Origin of the sequence: Lentzea nigeriaca (assembly GCF_016907955.1) — a bacterium.
GTDB lineage: Bacteria > Actinomycetota > Actinomycetes > Mycobacteriales > Pseudonocardiaceae > Lentzea > Lentzea nigeriaca.
The window spans coordinates 132,270-149,207 of the sequence record NZ_JAFBCX010000002.1; the positions used below are offsets into that span (position 1 = coordinate 132,270).

The 16,938-nt window shown below is 68.1% G+C and carries 14 protein-coding genes and 1 tRNA gene; 6 read left to right on the forward strand and 9 right to left on the reverse strand.

The features are described from left to right. Window positions 1-45 precede the first annotated feature (45 nt). The 7 genes from pknB to JOD27_RS06925 are packed head-to-tail and all read right to left on the reverse strand — an operon-like array spanning window position 46 to window position 9,654. Window positions 46-2,052 carry a Stk1 family PASTA domain-containing Ser/Thr kinase gene (gene pknB, locus JOD27_RS06895; RefSeq protein WP_204761299.1) on the reverse strand — a complete coding sequence of 669 codons (2,007 nt, stop codon included), beginning with the start codon at window positions 2,050-2,052 and terminating at the stop codon, window positions 46-48. Window positions 2,053-2,107: 55 nt separating this feature from the next. Further along, entirely contained in the window at window positions 2,108-3,559 is a 1,452-nt protein-coding gene (locus tag JOD27_RS06900) for a serine/threonine-protein kinase (protein ID WP_204761300.1), read from the reverse strand. Beyond that, window positions 3,559-5,034 carry a peptidoglycan D,D-transpeptidase FtsI family protein gene (locus tag JOD27_RS06905; protein ID WP_204761301.1) on the reverse strand — a complete coding sequence of 492 codons (1,476 nt, stop codon included), beginning with the start codon at window positions 5,032-5,034 and terminating at the stop codon, window positions 3,559-3,561. Before JOD27_RS06905 ends, JOD27_RS06900 begins: the two co-directional genes overlap by 1 nt. After that, the gene (locus JOD27_RS06910) at window positions 5,031-6,506 is read right to left on the reverse strand and encodes an FtsW/RodA/SpoVE family cell cycle protein (RefSeq protein ID WP_239566642.1); all 1,476 of its coding nucleotides are present in this window, start codon (window positions 6,504-6,506) and stop codon (window positions 5,031-5,033) included. The genes JOD27_RS06905 and JOD27_RS06910 overlap by 4 nt, the downstream gene beginning before the upstream one ends. After that, window positions 6,507-7,922, reverse strand: coding sequence for a PP2C family protein-serine/threonine phosphatase (locus JOD27_RS06915; RefSeq protein ID WP_204761302.1), 1,416 nt, complete (start codon window positions 7,920-7,922; stop codon window positions 6,507-6,509). Then, window positions 7,919-8,380, reverse strand: coding sequence for an FHA domain-containing protein FhaB/FipA (locus tag JOD27_RS06920; RefSeq protein ID WP_030465595.1), 462 nt, complete (start codon window positions 8,378-8,380; stop codon window positions 7,919-7,921). The genes JOD27_RS06915 and JOD27_RS06920 overlap by 4 nt, the downstream gene beginning before the upstream one ends. Before the next feature lie 50 nt (window positions 8,381-8,430). Next, window positions 8,431-9,654: an FHA domain-containing protein gene (locus JOD27_RS06925; protein WP_204761303.1), complete on the reverse strand. Its 1,224-nt coding sequence runs from the start codon at window positions 9,652-9,654 to the stop codon at window positions 8,431-8,433. A gap of 117 nt (window positions 9,655-9,771) precedes the next feature. Between JOD27_RS06925 and JOD27_RS06930 the strand changes: the two genes are divergently transcribed. The 4 genes from JOD27_RS06930 to JOD27_RS06945 all read left to right on the forward strand — a co-directional run bounded on the left by JOD27_RS06930 (window position 9,772) and on the right by JOD27_RS06945 (window position 12,361). After that, window positions 9,772-9,854: transfer RNA gene (locus JOD27_RS06930), tRNA-Leu, on the forward strand. An 89-nt stretch (window positions 9,855-9,943) separates the two neighbouring features. Then, window positions 9,944-10,756 carry an NADP-dependent oxidoreductase gene (locus tag JOD27_RS06935; RefSeq protein ID WP_204761304.1) on the forward strand — a complete coding sequence of 271 codons (813 nt, stop codon included), beginning with the start codon at window positions 9,944-9,946 and terminating at the stop codon, window positions 10,754-10,756. A 315-nt stretch (window positions 10,757-11,071) separates the two neighbouring features. Further along, window positions 11,072-11,689 carry a hypothetical protein gene (locus tag JOD27_RS06940; protein ID WP_204761305.1) on the forward strand — a complete coding sequence of 206 codons (618 nt, stop codon included), beginning with the start codon at window positions 11,072-11,074 and terminating at the stop codon, window positions 11,687-11,689. Window positions 11,690-11,704: 15 nt separating this feature from the next. Continuing rightward, window positions 11,705-12,361: an NAD(P)H-binding protein gene (locus JOD27_RS06945; RefSeq protein ID WP_204761306.1), complete on the forward strand. Its 657-nt coding sequence runs from the start codon at window positions 11,705-11,707 to the stop codon at window positions 12,359-12,361. Window positions 12,362-12,416: 55 nt separating this feature from the next. On the opposite strand, the gene JOD27_RS06950 is transcribed toward JOD27_RS06945, so the two are convergent. After that, window positions 12,417-13,697, reverse strand: coding sequence for a D-arabinono-1,4-lactone oxidase (locus JOD27_RS06950; RefSeq protein WP_307829963.1), 1,281 nt, complete (start codon window positions 13,695-13,697; stop codon window positions 12,417-12,419). Between the two features lie 86 nt (window positions 13,698-13,783). Here JOD27_RS06950 and JOD27_RS06955 point away from each other — a divergent pair, with 86 nt between their 5' ends. After that, window positions 13,784-14,965, forward strand: coding sequence for an amino acid deaminase/aldolase (locus JOD27_RS06955; RefSeq protein WP_204761308.1), 1,182 nt, complete (start codon window positions 13,784-13,786; stop codon window positions 14,963-14,965). Here the strand turns inward: JOD27_RS06955 and JOD27_RS06960 are convergent. Beyond that, window positions 14,962-15,606, reverse strand: a complete 645-nt coding sequence (locus JOD27_RS06960) for a TetR/AcrR family transcriptional regulator (RefSeq protein WP_204761309.1) — start codon at window positions 15,604-15,606, stop codon at window positions 14,962-14,964. The genes JOD27_RS06955 and JOD27_RS06960 overlap by 4 nt on opposite strands. 82 nt (window positions 15,607-15,688) lie before the next feature. On the opposite strand from JOD27_RS06960, the gene JOD27_RS06965 reads away from it, so the two are divergent. Continuing rightward, entirely contained in the window at window positions 15,689-16,936 is a 1,248-nt protein-coding gene (locus tag JOD27_RS06965) for a GH1 family beta-glucosidase (protein WP_204761310.1), read from the forward strand. Window positions 16,937-16,938 lie beyond the last annotated feature (2 nt).

A 16,938-nucleotide genomic window follows, 5' to 3' on the forward strand; every position in this document is an offset into this window, starting at 1 on the left:
AGGGGCGGCTCCCACGAAGGAAGCCGCCCCTGCACGTTCACGACGCTAGGTCGTCACGATCCCGAACTTGCCGACGGTGAGCGTCACCGTCGCGCCCTTGGTGATCGGCGAGCCCTTGGTCGGGTTCTGCGAGAGCACCGCCTTGTCCTGGGACGGATCGCTGACCTGCTGCTGCTGGATGTTCAGGTTTCCGCTCCAGCCCAGCGACTTCAGCCTGTTCTCGGCTTCCTTCTGGCTCAGGCCGGTCAGGTCGGGCATCTCGATCTGGTTGCCCTTCGAGACCTTCAGCGTGACGACCGTGTCCTTGGGCACCTTGCTGTTGCCCTGCGGGTTCTGCGAGACGACCTGACCCTCGGGCTTGACGCCGTCGACCTGCTCGATGCTGACCTTGAAGCCCGAGCCCTCCAGCGTCTGCTTGGCGTCGTTCACGTTGCTGCCCACGACGTTCGGCACATTCTGCTTGTCCGGTGCCTTGCCGAGCTGGAAGTTGATCGTGCCGCCCTTCTTCAGCTTCAGGCCGGGTTCCGGGTTCTGCGACGCGACCTTGCCCTGCAGCTTGGTGTCGTCGACCTCGATGGCCTCCGCGCTCTGCTGGAGCTTGAAGCCACCGGGGTCCTTGTCGACGATCGCCTGCGCCTCCTGCGGGGTCTTGCCCTTCAGGTCCGGCACGGTGGACTCACCGGGAGGCGCACCGACGAAGATCGTGACCTGCGCGCCCTTCGTCAGCTGCGTGCCCTCCGGTGGGTCGCTCCTGACCACCTTGGAGATCTGGTCGGCCGTGCACGGGGCCTGTGCGCCGTTCGCACCCGGCTCGCAGGCGATCTCCTGCTGCTGCGGCACGAGGCCGGCCTTCGTCACCAGTTCCCTGGCCTCCAAGGGAGTGCGGCCGGTGATCGACGGCACAGACACCTTGTCGGTGGTCGGGCTGCTGGTCTTCATGAGGTTGCTGGTGATCCACGCGGCAAGGCCGAGCACGGCGATGCACAGGATGACCACCAGCGTGATCATGATGGCCTTCTTGCGTTTGGCGCGCCGCTCCTCTTCCTCGTCGACGGCCGGGTCGTAGTCGTCCTCCGGCTCCGACTTCAACGCCGCGGGACGATGCCTGCCACCGCCACCGGACATCACCTGGGTGCGAGGAGCGCGCGACGCCTGCTCGTTCATCACGGCCGTGCGGTCCTCGGCCGTCATCACGGCCGGCGCGGACGGACGCTGGCCCGAGAGCACGCGCACCAGGTCGGCCCGCATCTCCGCGGCCGACTGGTAGCGGTTGGCAGGACCCTTCGCCATCGCCTTCAGCACGATCGCGTCGAGCTGCGGCGACACCTTCGGGTTCAGCGACGACGGAGACTTCGGGTCCTCCCGCACGTGCTGGTACGCGACCGCGACGGGGGAGTCGCCGGTGAACGGCGGCTCGCCGGTCAGCAGCTCGAACAACACGCAGCCGGCGGCGTAGACGTCGGAACGGGCGTCGACGGACTCGCCGCGCGCCTGCTCCGGTGAGAGGTACTGGGCGGTGCCGATCACCGCGGCGGTCTGGGTGACCGCGGCCTGGCCGTCGTGCACGGCGCGGGCGATGCCGAAGTCCATCACCTTCACGGCGCCGGACTTGGTGATCATCACGTTCGCCGGCTTCACGTCGCGGTGGACGATGCCGTGCCGGTGGCTGAAGTCGAGTGCGGCCGAGACGTCGGCCATGACCTCCATCGCGCGCTTGCCCGACAGCGGGCCCTGCGTCTTGACGATGTCGCGCAGCGTCCGCCCGTCGACGAACTCCATGACGATGTAGGGCAGCGGGCCGTACTCGGTCTGCGTCTCGCCGGTGTCGTAGACGGCGACGATCGCGGGGTGGTTCAGGGCGGCAGAGTTCTGCGCCTCACGCCGGAAGCGTTCCTGGAACTGGGCGTCGCGGGCGAGGTCTGCGCGCAGCACCTTGATCGCCACGTCTCTGCCGAGGCGGACGTCCCGCCCCTTGTGGACCTCGGACATACCGCCGTACCCGAGGGTCTCACCCAGTTCGTAGCGGTTTGAGAGCAGTCGCGGAGTGCTCATCGGTGCTTCGTCCCGCTCCTCGTCGACGGTGTTCCCAACTCGGTTCTGGTCTTGCTCATGGCGCGCACGTCACCCTCACCTGCGAGCCAGCCGCCAAGTCGCCTGTCGGCGCGATGGCGGTGACCCGGCACTTCTTCAGGTCGCCCGGCGTTGTGCCCTGCGCGGTCTGCACCCTGGGCTCCAGGCCGTGGTCGATCAGCTCGGTCCTGACCTCGTCGCCGGAACGCCCGATGTAGTCGTCCTCGTCGATCCGCTTCGGCACGTTGCCCGGTATCCGGTCGGCGGAGTCGGGTTTGGCCTGTCCGCTCGCCGGTGGGTTCACCGGGCTCGAGGTGGTCTGTAGGCCACGTTGCCCGTTGCCGTCGTTCGGCTTGATGGTCAGCTTCCAGACGACGACCACGCCGAGCACCAGCAGCACGGTCACCAGGAGAGCGACCATAACCCAGACGACGGTCCGGTTTCTCCCCGGTGGCGTCGGCATGGGCGCGAACGTCCCGGTCTGGTGCGCCGGTCGCAGGCCGGGATGCGTACCGGGACGCGCGGGGCCGGTCTGGTGGTGCGCCATCTGCGGCGGAACCGGCAGCGGCTGCGAGACCTGCGGTGGTGGCGGAGGCGGTGCCATCTGCTGCGGCGGCATCTGGGGCATGGTGAACCCGGACGGCGTCGGCAGCGGCTGGCCCACCCGCACCGCGCTGACCGCGGCGGCGAACTCGCCGCCCGTGCGGTAGCGCTGCCGCGGGTCCTTCACCAGCGTCGCCTCGATCAACGCACGTGCACCGGGCGGCACGTCCGGCGGCAACGGCGGGGCGATGTCGCGGATGTGCATCATCGCGACGGTCACCGCGTTGTCCGAGAGAAAAGGCCGGTGTCCGGCAAGGCATTCGTAACCACACACCGCCAACGAGTAAACGTCGCTCGCGGGTTCGGCCTCGCCACCAAGAGCTTGCTCGGGTGCGATGTAGTGCGCGGTTCCCATGACCATGCCCGACCGCGTCACGGGTGCGGCGTCCACGGCCTTCGCGATGCCGAAGTCGGTGATCTTCACCTTCCCCGACGGCGTGACCATGATGTTGCCGGGCTTCACGTCCCGGTGCACGAGCCCGCGTTCGTGGGCGGCCTGCAGCGCGTTTCCGGTCTGCTCCAGCAGATCCAGCGTCACGTCCGCCGTCAGCCTGCCCCGCGAGATGATGGTCGCGAGCGGTTCGCCCTCGACGAGTTCCATCACGAGGTACGCGGTGTCCTCCGGCCCGTCGGTGACGGACGCGGTCTCGCCGTAGTCGTGCACCGACGCGATGCCGGGGTGGTTGAGCGACGCGGTCATCCGCGCTTCGGTGCGAAAGCGGTGCAGGAACTCGGGATCGCCGGAGAGCTCGGCCTTGAGGACCTTCACGGCCACTCGGCGGTCGAGCCGCTCGTCGGCGCCTTCCCAGACCTCGCCCATGCCACCGACCGCGATCCGCCTGGTGAGGCGGTAGCGGTCGGCGAGGAGCTGGCCCGTGGTCAGCATCAGCGACCCGCCAGGTACGCGTTCATCACGGCACGCCCGATCGGCGCGGCGACCTTGCCACCGGTGGCACCCAGACCGCGGTCGCCACCGTCCTCGACGATCACCGCGATGGCGATCTCGGGCTTCTGCGCTGGCGCGAAAGCGATGTACCAGGCGTGCGGCTTGTTCTCCGACGCCTTCTCGCCGTGCTCGGCGGTGCCGGTCTTCGACGCCACCTGGATGTTCGCCAGACGACCCTCGCCGCCGGTGTTGACCTCCGACTGGATCATCATGTCGCGCAGCGTGGCCGCGTTCGCGGACGTCATTGCGGTGTCGAGCTCGTCGGGCTTGGTCTCGCCGATCTGCTTGAGGTCCGGTCCGAGCACCTTCGACACCAGGTACGGCTGCATCCGCTTGCCGCCGTTGGCGATCGTCGCCGCGATCATCGCGTTCTGCAGCGGCGTCACGCGCACGTCGCGCTGGCCGATGCCGCTCTGGTAGAGCGCCGCCTCGTCCGGGATCGCGCCGAGGACCGAGGTCTCGACCGGCAGCGGCACCTTCAGGTCGGAGTCGTTGAAGCCGAACTTGTTCGACTGCGCCGTCAGCTTGGACTTGCCGACCTTGGCCGCCATCTCACCGAACGCCGTGTTGCACGACTTGGCGAGCGCGAGCTCCATCGAGGCAGTCTGCCCGCCACCGCACGGCTGGCCGTTGAAGTTGGGGAACGGGGCGTTCGACGTGCCCGGCAGGTTGATCGTGCCGGCCGCGGTGTACTGGGAGTCCTTGGTCTGGCCGTCCGCGAGCGCGGCGGCCGCGACGACCACCTTGTACGTCGAGCCGGGCGGGTAGAGGCCCTGCGTCGCGCGGTTGATCAGCGGGGTGCCGTTGCCGTCGGCGGTGAGTTCCTTCCACGCCGCCTGCTGCTCCTGCGAGTCGTGGCTCGCGAGACGGTTCGGGTCGTAGGACGGCGTGCTCGCCATCGCGAGGATCTCGCCGGTCGCCGGCTTGATCGCGACGACGGAGCCGGTGAAGCCCTTCGCGGTCAACTGGTCGTACGCGACCTGCTGCAGCTTCGAGTCGAGCGTGAGCTGGACGTTGCCTCCGACCGGGTCACGGCCGGTGATCAGCGCGGAGACCCTGCGGGCGAACAGCCGGTCGTCCGAGCCGTTCAGCAGGTCGTTCTCCGCGCGCTCCATGCCGGAGGCGCCGTAGATGACCGACAGGTATCCGGTCACCGGTGCGTACGCCGGGCCGTTGTTGTAGGTGCGCAGGTACCGGAGACGGTCCGTCGTCTCCTTGACGTCTGCGATCACCGTGCCGTCGGCCACCGTGATCAGACCGCGCTTGCGGGCGTACTCGTCGAGCAGCACCCGCTTGTTGTGCGGGTCGAGCCGCCACTCGTCGGCGTTGATCACCTGGACCCAGGTGGCGTTGCCGAGGAGCAGGACGATCATCACCATCATGGCGATGCCGACACGGCGGAGCGGTGTGTTCATTTGGGACGCTCCACCATCACAGTGTGCTGGTCGGCGATAGCCGGTTGTTGCGGTTTCGGCTTGGGAGCCCGCTGCGGGGCCCTCGCCGCGGCAGAAATTCGCAGTAGCAACGCGATCAGGATGTAGTTCGCGAGCAGCGACGAACCGCCGTAGGACAGGAACGGCGCGGTGATACCCGTCATCGGGATCAGGTTCGTGACACCGCCGACGATGATGAACACCTGGAAGCAGAGCGCGAACGCCAGACCGCCGCCGAGCAGCTTGCCGAAGCTGTCGCGCACCGAGATCGCGCCGCGCAGGCCGCGCAGCGCGATGACCATGTAGATGAGCAGCACCGCGGCGAGACCGACGAACCCGAGCTCCTCGCCGATCACGGCGGCGATGAAGTCGGTGTTCCGCTCGGGGATCATCTCCGGGCGGCCGGCACCGAGACCGGCGCCACCGATGCCGCCGGTCGCGAGACCGAAGAGCGACTGCGCGATCTGGTAACCGCCGCCGAGGATGTCGTAGCGCCCGATCGGGTCCTGCCAGTTCGCGACGCGCTGCTGGACGTGCGTGAAGAGCTTCCACCCGATGACCGCGCCACCGGAGAACATGCCGACGCCGAGCACGACCCAGGCCGCGCGTTCGGTGGCGACGTAGAGCAGCACCAGCACGATGCCGAAGAACAACAGCGAGGAGCCGAGGTCCTTCTGCAGCACCATGACCGCGACCGCGACACCCCAGGCCGCGAACAGCGGGCCGAGGTCACGCGCGCGCGGCAGGTCCATGCCGAGGAACCTGCGGCCGGCGACGGTGAAGAGATCGCGCTTCGACACCAGGAAGGCGGCGAAGAAGACCATCAGCAGGACCTTGGCGAACTCACCCGGCTGGATCGAGAACGGGCCGATGCGCAGCCAGATCTTCGCGCCGTTGATCTCGGGCGCGATGAAGCCGGGCAGCACACCGGGCAGCATCAGCGCGACGAGTCCGGCGAGGCCGAACGTGTAGCCGAACCGCGCGAGCGTGCGGTGGTCGGAGAGGAACTTCAGCGTCGCCGCGAACAGCACCAATCCGATACCCGTCCAGACGACCTGCTTGAACGCCACCGGGTCCCACACGGTGCCGTCCGGAAGGGTGACGCCTTCGAACGCGAGGTCGATCCGGTGGATGACCACCAGACCGAGGCCGTTGAGCAGCGCGACACACGGCAGGATCACCGGGTCGGCGTACGGCGCCCACCTGCGCACGGCGAGGTGGGCGGCGCCGAAGAGACCGAGGTACGCGAGACCGAGCCAGAGAATCCTCAGGCTCAGCGACCGCTCCTGGTTGAGTTCGACCAGGATCAGCGCCAGCGTCACGAGTCCGGCCGCGAACGCGAGCATCACCAGCTCGGTACCGCGCCGCGTCGGCGGGCGCAATCCCGGCGACGTGCTGGTCGCCACCGACGCGGCTGGTGAGCCTTCCCCGGCGGGGACGGACGAGCCCTTCAACTACGGACCCTCCCGGCATTCCACGCCGACCTTCTGCCCGGTGGTGGGCGACGACTCGCTCGTCGGGGTCTCCGGGTTCGGCGAACCGTTCGCCGGTGGCGTGGTGGTCGTGGTGGTGGGACTCGTCGGGCTGGTCGGGCTGGCCTGGTTGCTCGACGTCGACGACGTGTCCTTGCACAACGGCAGCAGGTGCTCGGTGCGCAGCAGCCTGACCGCGGCGCGCGCGCCGTCGATCCCGTTGTCGCTGCGGATGCCCGCGGTGATGGTCTTGCGACCACCTTCCTGCAGGTCCTTCAACGTGATCGGCGTGCAGCCGGTCGATCCGGGCGGGCACGAGTCCTCGACCTTGGACGACAGCTTGAAGCCGAGCACGGTGCCGTTGAGGCCGCGGAAGATCGCGACCTGGCCGTCCTCGGTGGCGCCGACGTAGTACTGGGTGTTGAGCCACAGCTTGCCGCCGACCGCCACGACGGCGGTCAGCAGGAGCAGCACGAAGATGATCGCGAACGCCTTGATGGCGTTGCGCTTCTTGCGCTTCGGGTCCTGCGGTGGCGGCGGCGGTGCCTCCATCCGCTGCGGCATCGGCGGGCGCTGCTGCGTGAGCGCGCTCGCCCTGGAGGCCGCGGAGTCCGGCGGCGTGTTGTGCTCTTCGCTGCCGTCACCGGCCGCGCCGCCGACGATCGGGTAGTCGTCGCCGAAGTCGACGTCCTCGACGTCCGCCACGATCACCGTGACGTTGTCGGGGCCGCCGCCCTTGAGCGCGAGCTCGATCATCCGGTCCGCGCAGGCCTGCGGGTCGGGGATGCGGATCGCCTCGTCCAGCGTCTCCTGCGAGACGACACCGGACAGGCCGTCCGAACAGAGCAGGAACCTGTCGCCGGCGCGCGCCTCGCGCACAGTGAGGCTCGGCTCGAAGTCGTGGCCGGTGAGGGCGCGCAACAGCAACGAGCGCTGAGGGTGGCTCGCGGCCTCGTCCGGCGTGATCCGGCCCTCGTCGATCAACGACTGGACGAACGTGTCGTCGTGCGTGATCTGCGCGAACATGCCCTCACGGAGCAGGTACGCGCGCGAGTCGCCGATGTGCACCAGCCCGAGCCTGTTGCCCGCGAACAGGATGGCCGTGAGCGTGGTGCCCATGCCCTCCAGGTCCGGGTCGCTCGTGACCAGTTCGGAGATGGCGCCGTTGCCGGCCGCGACCGCGTCGCGGAGCTTGCCGAGGAGGTCGTCGCCAGGCTCGTCGTCGTCGACGTGGGCCAGCGAGGCGATGACCACCTTGCTCGCGACTTCACCGGCGGCGTGGCCACCCATGCCGTCGGCGACTGCGAGCAGGCGAGGGCCCGCGTACACGGAGTCCTGGTTGTTGGAGCGAACCAGGCCCCTGTCGCTGCGGGCCGCGTATCGAAGAACCAAGGTCATGAGCGCAGCTCGATCACCGTTTTGCCAATGCGGATCGGGGTGCCGAGAGGTACGCGCAGGGGTGCGGTGACCTTGGCTCGGTCTAGGTAGGTGCCGTTCGTGGAGCCGAGGTCCTCCACGTACCAGTCGGTGCCGCGCATGGACAGCCTCGCGTGCCTGGTCGACGCGAAGTCGTCGTCCAGGACGAGAGTGGAGTCGTCAGCGCGGCCGATCAGGATCGGCCTGCCGTCGAGCGAGATGCGGGTACCGGTCAGCGCCCCGTGGGTGACCACGAGCTGACGCGGCGCCTTGCTTCCCCTCGCCGACTTCTCGGACCTCCGGAAACCGGGCAGACCTGATGCCCGAAGTCCCGAGGCAGCGTAGAGATCAGAGCGGACCACACGGAGTGCGGCCAGCACGAACAGCCAGAGGAGCACGAGAAAGCCCGCTCTGGTCAGCTGCATCACCAGCTCTGGCACCGGTTGTAACCGCTCCTGCCTTGAGTTGCTTACCGACGCCCGTATCGACCTCAGCCCGCGGTGCGGAAGACCAGTGACGAGTGGCCGATGCGGACGACGTCGCCCTCCGCGAGCTGCCAAGTCTGCACTGGCGTGCCGTTCACCGTGGTGCCGTTGGTCGAACCGAGATCAGCGAGCATCGCATTCTGCCCGTCCCAGGAGATTTCCAGGTGGCGCCTGGAGACACCCGTGTCCGGGAGGCGGAAGTCGGCTTCCTGCCCACGTCCTACGACGTTTCCACCCTGCTTGAGGTTGTACGTGCGGTTGGAACCGTCGTCGAGGTGCAGGGTCGCGTTGAGCTGGCGGTTGGCGCCCTGGGTGGCGGGAGGGGCGTATCCGCCCTGGTTGTAACCCTGGTCGTAGCCGCCCTGCTGGCCGTAGGCCGGCTGCTGGCCGTAACCCTGGTCATACCCGCCCTGCTGGCCGTAACCCTGGTCGTAGCCGCCGCCCTGCTGGCCGTAGCCCTGGTCGTACCCCTGCTGGCCGTAGCCCTGCTGCTGGCCGTAACCCTGGTCGTAGCCGCCGCCCTGCTGGCCGCCGCCGTAACCCTGGTCGTAACCCTGCTGCTGGCCGTAGCCCTGGTCGTAGCCCTGCTGGCCGCCGCCGTAGCCGCCGCCCTGCTGGCCGTAACCCTGGTCGTAGCCCTGCTGCTGGCCGTAGCCCTGGTCGTACCCCTGCTGGCCATAGCCCTGTTGCTGGCCGTAGCCCTGCTGGTCGTAACCCTGCTGGCCGTAGCCGCCCTGACCATAAGGGTCCTGGCCGGGCTGGCCCTGTCCTTGTCCGTAGCCGGGTGGCTGGCTCATGGATCGGTCTCCTGCGGTGCGAGGTGGTGCTGACCGTCGGCTGGCCGCTTTCACGTCGGGGTCGACGGACGAGCTGGTTCGGAACTGTCCGGTGTGCAGCGCCTCGGAGCGCTCCAGGGAGACTACGACGTCACCATAGGTATCCCATCCGGACTCTTCCAGGTGCTCTCGCAGGCCCTCTGCGAGAAGCTGGGTGATGCGTAGTTCATCCTGCTCATCGCCCGCAAGACGTTCGTGGTCCTGAGGTCCGAGCAGCACTTTGTAGTGGTTGGGGGCTAGCAGTCTGCCACCCGCGAGCTCGCGGATGTTGCTGTCACCCTCCCGTTGCAGCGCCTGTGCCACCTCTTGGGGCACGACGTTGCCGCCGAACACGCGCGCGAAGGTGTTGCCGACCAGACCTTCCAACTTGCGCTCGAAGCGTTGCAGGCCCACGTCAACTCCTTCCGCTCGGACGGGCTCCTGTACCGATCGTATCCGGGTACGACCGGGCCTACAGGGGGCGATTAGGAACCTGGTTTGGACGCGTGCTAGTGTTCTCCACGTCTCCAGGGGCAAGTGGCGGAATGGCAGACGCGCACGGTTCAGGTCCGTGTGTCCGAAAGGACGTGGGGGTTCAACTCCCCCCTTGCCCATCGAAAGACAGATGGAACCCCTCTCGCGGATTACGCGAGAGGGGTTCTTTCGTTGATCGGCAGTATCGGATTCCTTGATCCAACAGGTGATGTCTGTCACTCGTTCGGGGGTCGGCATGTGGGCGATAGCGGCGGCGGACTTCGGCGCGGAACTCGAACTCGTCGAGCTTCCCGAGCCGGAACCGGGCCCGAACGAGGTGAAGGTGCGCTTGTTCGCGGCGAGCGTGAACCCGTTCGACCGCAAAGTCGTCGACGGCATGCTCCGCGGTTCCGCGGAACATCGGTTCCCGTTGGTTCCCGGAACTGACGGGGCGGGTGAGGTTGTTGGTTCCGGAGAGAGGATTTTCGGAACGTTCTTCCACCGTCCGGTCGGCATCGGTACATACGCCGAGTACGTCACAGTTCCGGCCGGGAACGTGTTGGCTCCGTTGCCGGAAGACCTCGATCCCGCCGTTGCCGCCGCATTGCCGACCGCCGGTATGACCGCCTTGCAGTTGGTCGAGTCGCTCGGTTCCGCGGAATCCGTGCTCATCATCGGGCCGAACGGCGGCGTCGGCTCGTTCGCCGTGCAGATCGCTCGTGCGGCCGGCAAGCGGGTGATCCCGATCGGCCGTGGCGACTCCCTCGTCGAGGCCGACGCCCTGATCGACCTCGTCAGCGCCGACCGCTCGTCCTTCGAGGCGAACGCGCGCTACGCGCCGTTGGCCTTCAACACCAACTACGTCTCCAGCGATCCGGCCCAGAACTTCGGCATGAAGGGGTCGCGGGAAACGCTCGTGCGCCTCGCGTCGATGGTCCAGGCAGGAGACCTCAGCGTGCCGATCAGCCGACGTGTGCCACTGCGCGAGGCAACTGACGTTTTCGCAGGTCACGGGCCCGGCAAGACCGTGATCATCATGTAGGTGGTCGTTCTGGCGCGGTGAACGGTCGACGGGCGGTGACCGGCGTCGCCGACCGGTTTTTCGCCCCCACGCGTAGTGCACCCACTCTGAGCAGCACTTTTGGTGCGTCCAACCGGATTAACGTCACCCAGACGGCAGCATCGTAGGACCGAACTCCCCGCGCTGCTCTTCGACCGGTCACCGACCGGTCGGCGCCGTCGATCGCAGGGGGTGCGGCGACCTGGGGGCGGGCCGCGCGCTTCCTGGTACGCCTTATCCAGAGCACGAGTCGAAACGCGGCGGATCGCCCGCCGCGGGTGGCGAGGAGGCACTGGCGTGAGCAGCACCCCAGCAAGGATCGCGGCACCCGGCAGCGCACAGGGACTGTCGACCACCGCGCTCCCGGTTCCGGAACTGCCCGCGTCCGTCGAGGAGCTGGCAGCCGCTGCGGCGATCCGCCTCGGCTGGCACGGCGTGGTTCTGCCCGAGATGGTCCTGATGGGCCGCAAGGTCGTCGTCGTGGCTGAGCTCCTGGCCGACGCCCACGCCGAGCGCGTGTGCGTGGGTGCGGGCCCCGAGGCCGACAAGACCACCGTTTCCACGTGGGTGTGGCCGGAGATGGAAGGCCGCGTCCCGCCGGCCGCCGTCCGCATCGTCGGCGTGCTGGCCGTCGCCCGCCACTGGCGCACCGCGCTCGCGTCCGCCGTCCCCTTCGCCCGCTACGGCAACGCCGCTGTCGTTCTCCCGGAGTCGGTCGCGTTCTCGCACGACTACCTGTCGAACTGCCTGCCGCGCGTCCGCCGCTACGGCGTCTCGGTCCTGCTGGCCGACGACGAGAAGGACCTCTCGGTCGACGTCACGGGCCGCCAGGAGAACGTGCCGGCCGAGGACACCGCCATCACCCGCTGGGTCAACGAGCTGGTCTACGAGCAGGTGCTCGCCACCGCTTCCTGATCTACGGTCGGGGCCATGCGAGTAGTCATAGCCGGCGGACACGGGCAGATCGCGCTGCTTCTGGAGCAGCAGCTGGCCACCCGTGGAGACGCGGCCACCGCACTGGTCCGCAACCCCGATCACTTCACCGACGTGCAGGAAGCCGGAGCCGTTCCGGTGTTGTGCGACCTGGAGTCCGCCGACGTGGACTCGGTCGCCGCGTATTTGAACGGTGCTGATGCCGCGGTTTTCGCCGCTGGTGCCGGGCCAGGCTCTGGGGCCGCCCGCAAGGACACCGTCGACTTCGGAGCCGCCGCCCTGTTCGCCTCGGCTGCCGTCGAGGCGGGGGTGCGGCGGTTCGTCCAGGTGTCGACCGTCGGGATCGAGTCCGCCGACTCTCCTTCTGTGGACCCGGAGTTCGCTGTCTACCTGAAGGCCAAGAAGTTGGCCGAAGAAGACCTTCGGGGGCGGGATCTCGATTGGACGATCTTGCGGCCGGGGCCGTTGGTGAACGATCCGCCCACTGGCCTGGTGACGCTGGCGGCGCCTCGGTTGCCACGGGCGTCGGTCACTCGGGCGGATGTCGCCGCCGTGCTGGCGGAGTTGCTCAACGCTCCGCAGACGATCGGCAAGACGCTGGAGCTGACGAACGGCGATACGCCGATCGCCGACGCCGTTCGCGCCGTTCTCTGAGAGTACGCGGGGAGCTTTCGTACTCTCCTGCAGTACGCGGGGGCCCCGCGTGCGCTCAGCCGAGCACGCGGTCCAGGTAGGCGTTCGTGAAGGTGCGGTCGGGGTCGACCTCGTCCCGCACCCGCAGGAAGTCGTCGAAGTGCGGGTACAGCGGGCGGAGCTCGGTCGCCGTCAGGTCGTGCATCTTGCCCCAGTGCGGACGTCCGCCCACCGACGCGGCGATGCTCGCGTACGCGTCGAAGAAGGCCTTGTACTGCATGCCGAGTGCTTGGTGCATCGAGATGTACGCGGTGTCGCGGCCGGACGCGGTGGACAGCCAGATGTCGTCGGCCTGCGCGACTCGGACCTCGCACGGCACGATCAGCGCGTCCCGGTCGCCCAGCTTGCCGGCGACGGCGCGGAGTTCGGCGATGACGTCCATCAGCGTCTCGCGCGGGAGGGAGAACTCGGTCTCCACGAACCGGACTCTTCGCGGCGTCACGAAGACGTTGTGCGAGTAGTCCGAATAGGACCGTTCGGAGATCAGCGAGCCGCAGAGCTCGTTCAGGCGGCGGGTGTAGCGCGGGAATGTCTTGGCCACCTTGCACACCGCGCCGAACGCGGCGTTCTCCATGACCTCGTACTCCCAGAGCTGGCGTGCGCGGGAGAGCGGCTTCGCCGGTTCGGGGATTCTGTTGTTGCGCTTGAGGATCACGCGGTCGGAGTGCGTGAACCAGTGGAACTCCACGTGGTCCTCGACCGCGCACAGGTCGTCGAACTGCTCCAGCACGGCGTCGAGCCGGCCGGGGGCCTCGGAAGCCTGCAGCACGAACGACGGCACGCACTGCAGGGTGATCGTGCTGATGATGCCGAGCGCGCCGAGGCCGACGCGGGCCGCGTTGAAGAGGTCGGAGCGTTCGGAGCGGGAGCACGTGACGACGGATCCGTCGGCCAGCACCAGTTCCAGTTCGGCGATGGCGGTGGCCAGCACGCCCAGCTTGGCGCCGGTGCCGTGGGTGGAGGTGGAGACGGCACCCGCGACGGTCTGGGCGTCGATGTCGCCGAGGTTCGGCATGGCGAGGCCGAGGCGGTGCAGGTCGGTGTTCAGCACGTGCAGAGGCGTGCCGGAGCGGACGGTCACCAGGCCGGACTCCGTGTCCGCGCGCACGATTCCCGTCCACCGGTCGAGGTCGAGTGCCACCTCGGGCGCGACCGCGATGTCGTTGAACGAGTGACCGCTGCCCCGCGCGCGGACACGGCCGCCGGACACGACCGCCGCCGCGATCTCGTCCGTGCTCGCCGGGTGGACGACGCGCGCAGGCGTGCACGAAGCCGTTCTAGCCCAGTTCGTCCACACGCGGACCTCCACGAGAGAGTGTGACCTGCGAGTAACGTAAGTGAAAGCCCTTCACGTTTCAAGGGTTCACGACGTACCGTCAGTGCATGCGCAAAACACGACTCGACGCCGCGACGAAGGATCTGGATCCTCCGTTCGCGATCGTCGACCTGGACGCCTTCGACCACAACGCGGCGGACCTCGCCCGCCGCGCTGCCGGTCACCCGATCCGGGTCGCGAGCAAGTCGATCCGTGTGCGCGACCTGGTGAGCCGGGCACTCGAACGGCCCGGCTACTCCGGGATCATGTGCTACTCGCTGGCCGAGGCGCTGTGGTTGTCGGAGCAGAACGTCAGCGAAGACCTCCTGGTGGCCTACCCGACCGCCGACCGCGCAGCGCTGCAGAAGCTCGCCGCCAACGAAACGGCACGTCAGCGCGTCACCATCATGGTCGACTCGGTCGAGCAACTCGACTTCGTGGACGCCGCGATCGGCCCGCACTCCGACATCCGCGTGTGCCTCGAACTGGACGTCTCGTGGCGCCCGCTGCCCGGCGTCCACATCGGGCCGCGCCGTTCGCCGATCCACACGCCGCAGCAGGCCCGCGCACTGGCCGCCAAGATCACCCGACGACAGGGCTTCAAGCTCGTCGGCGTCATGGCGTACGAGGGTCAGATCGCCGGCCTCGGCGACAACCCACCGGGACAGCCGTTGCGCGCCATCGGAATCCGCCTCATCCAGTCCAAGTCCGGCCCCGAACTGGTGGCCCGCCGCACCGCCGCGATCTCCGCCATCCGCGAGGTGGCCGACCTGGAGTTCGTCAACGGCGGCGGCACCGGCAGCCTGGAGCTGACCGGCTCCGACCCGTCCGTCACGGAGCTCGCCGCAGGCTCCGGTCTCTTCGGCCCGACCCTCTTCGACGCCTACCAGTCGTTCAAGCCGGTGCCCGCGGCGCTCTTCGCGTTGTCGGTGGTCCGCAAGCCGAACAAGCGCACGGCCACACTCTTCGCCGGCGGCTACATCGCGTCCGGCACGCCGACGCCCGACCGGCAGCCGTCGCCGTACCTGCCGGAGGGGCTGAAGACGCTCGGCCTCGAAGGCGCGGGCGAGGTGCAGACGCCGGTCACCGGGAAGGCCGCCGAGCAGTTGAAGATCGGTGACCGGGTCTGGATGCGGCACGCCAAGGCGGGTGAGCTGTTCGAGCGGTTCGACGAGGTGCACCTGGTGCGTGGTGACCGGATCGAGCGGACCGTGCCGACGTACCGCGGTGAGCGCCGGAACTTCGGTTAGGCGGGCAGGCGCGACGACAGGTAGCCCCTGACCAGCGCCTTCGCCTCCACCAGGATCGCCTGGTCGCCGGTGGAGCTGTTCCGGAACGCCATCTTCAGCACGGCGTCCGCTGCCTCGACCGCGATCGCGATCGGCAGCTGGACCTCGCTCATCGGGATCCCGAAGTTGCCGGAGATCAGCTCGGAGATCTTGTCGGAGATGACGGCGTTGTTGTCGCGGCGGTCGTCGAGCAGTCGCATGTCCACGACGTCGCCGAAGTGCAGCTTCCCGAACGCGGGGATCTCGCGGTGCATCGTCACGTAGACGTCGAACACCGTGTCCACGGCGTCCCACCAGTGCTCGAGGGTCGCCTTCTCGAGCCGTTCGGTGATGCCCTGGGAGAACCTGTCGACGTTGCGCAGTGTCAGTGCCTGGACGACGGCTCTCTTGTCCGGGAAGAACTGGTACAGCGAGCCGACCGCGACACCCGCTCTCTCCGCGATCAACGTCGTGGTGACGCCGTCGTAGCCCACCTCGTCGATGAGGGTCGCGCAGGCCTCGAGCATTCGCTCTACTCGTTTGGCGCTGCGCTGCTGGACGGGCTGGCGGCGAAGCGGGGTGGTGCTCGTCACGGCGACTCCCAGTAGTTCGGGTACTTCCATCTTGCCTGTTGTACGGCTCTTTCACTTCCCTGAACCTGTCAACACGCCTACGATCCGAACAAGTTTCACATTTGGAGGATCGATGAGCGACTTCCTCTGGGGAGTGTCGACGTCCGCGTTCCAGATCGAGGGCGCGTTCAACGAGGGCGGTCGGGGCCCTTCCGTGTGGGACGAGTTCACTCCGGTGCACGAGAACCACAACGCCAGCGTTGCCTGCGATCATTACCACCGCTGGCGTGAAGACGTTGCGCTCATGACACAGCTCGGTGTGAACGCGTACCGGTTCTCCATCGCGTGGCCGCGCATCCAGCCGACGGGCAAGGGACCTGCCAACGCCGAGGGACTCGACTTCTACGACCGCCTGGTCGACGCTCTCGTCGACGTCGGCATCGCGCCGGTCGTCACGCTCTACCACTGGGACACCCCGCTTCCGCTCGAAGCCGAGGGCGGGTGGCTCACCAGGGACATCGCGGACCGGTTCGCCGACTACACGGCGCTGGTCGCCGATCGTCTCGCCGACCGGGTGAAGCTGTGGATCCCGATCAACGAGCCCGCGATGGTGACCTTGCAGGGCTACGCGATCGGTGAGCACGCGCCGGGCAAGACGTTGCTCTTCGACGCGCTGCCGACCGCCCACCACCTGAACCTCGCTCACGGCCGTGCGGTCGAAGTGCTCCGCTCGTTCAACGCCCAAGCCGTTGGCTCCGCCAACAACCACACGCCCGCCTGGCCTGCTGGTCCGAACGACGCAGCAGCTGCCGAGGCGTACAGCGAAATCCACAACTGGCTGTACGCGGACCCACTTCTGTCGGGCCGATATCCGGACGCAGTCGCCGATCTCCTGCCGATCGTCGACGGAGATCTGCAGGTCATCCACCAGCCGCTCGACTTCTACGGGGTGAACTACTACAACCCGACGCGGCTGAAGTCGCCGTCGGAGGGCAACCCGCTGCCGTTCGAGCTCGTGGAGATCGACGAGTACCCGCGCACCGGCTTCGGCTGGCCCGTCGTGCCGTCCGGGCTGACGGAGATCATCACCCAGCTTCGCGAACGGCATCCGAACCTGCCGCCGGTGTACGTCACCGAGAGCGGGTGCAGCTTCCCGCACGAGATCGAGGACACCGCGCGGATCTCCTACCTCGACGGACACCTCAAGGCGGCGCTGGCGGCTGACGTGTCCGGCTACTTCGTGTGGTCCCTGCTCGACAACTTCGAGTGGGAGGCCGGATATTCGCAGCGGTTCGGGTTGGTTCACGTCGACTACGAGACGCAGCGACGCACGCCGCGCGACTCGTTCCACTGGTACAGAAGGGTGATCAGTGGTGAGTGAGG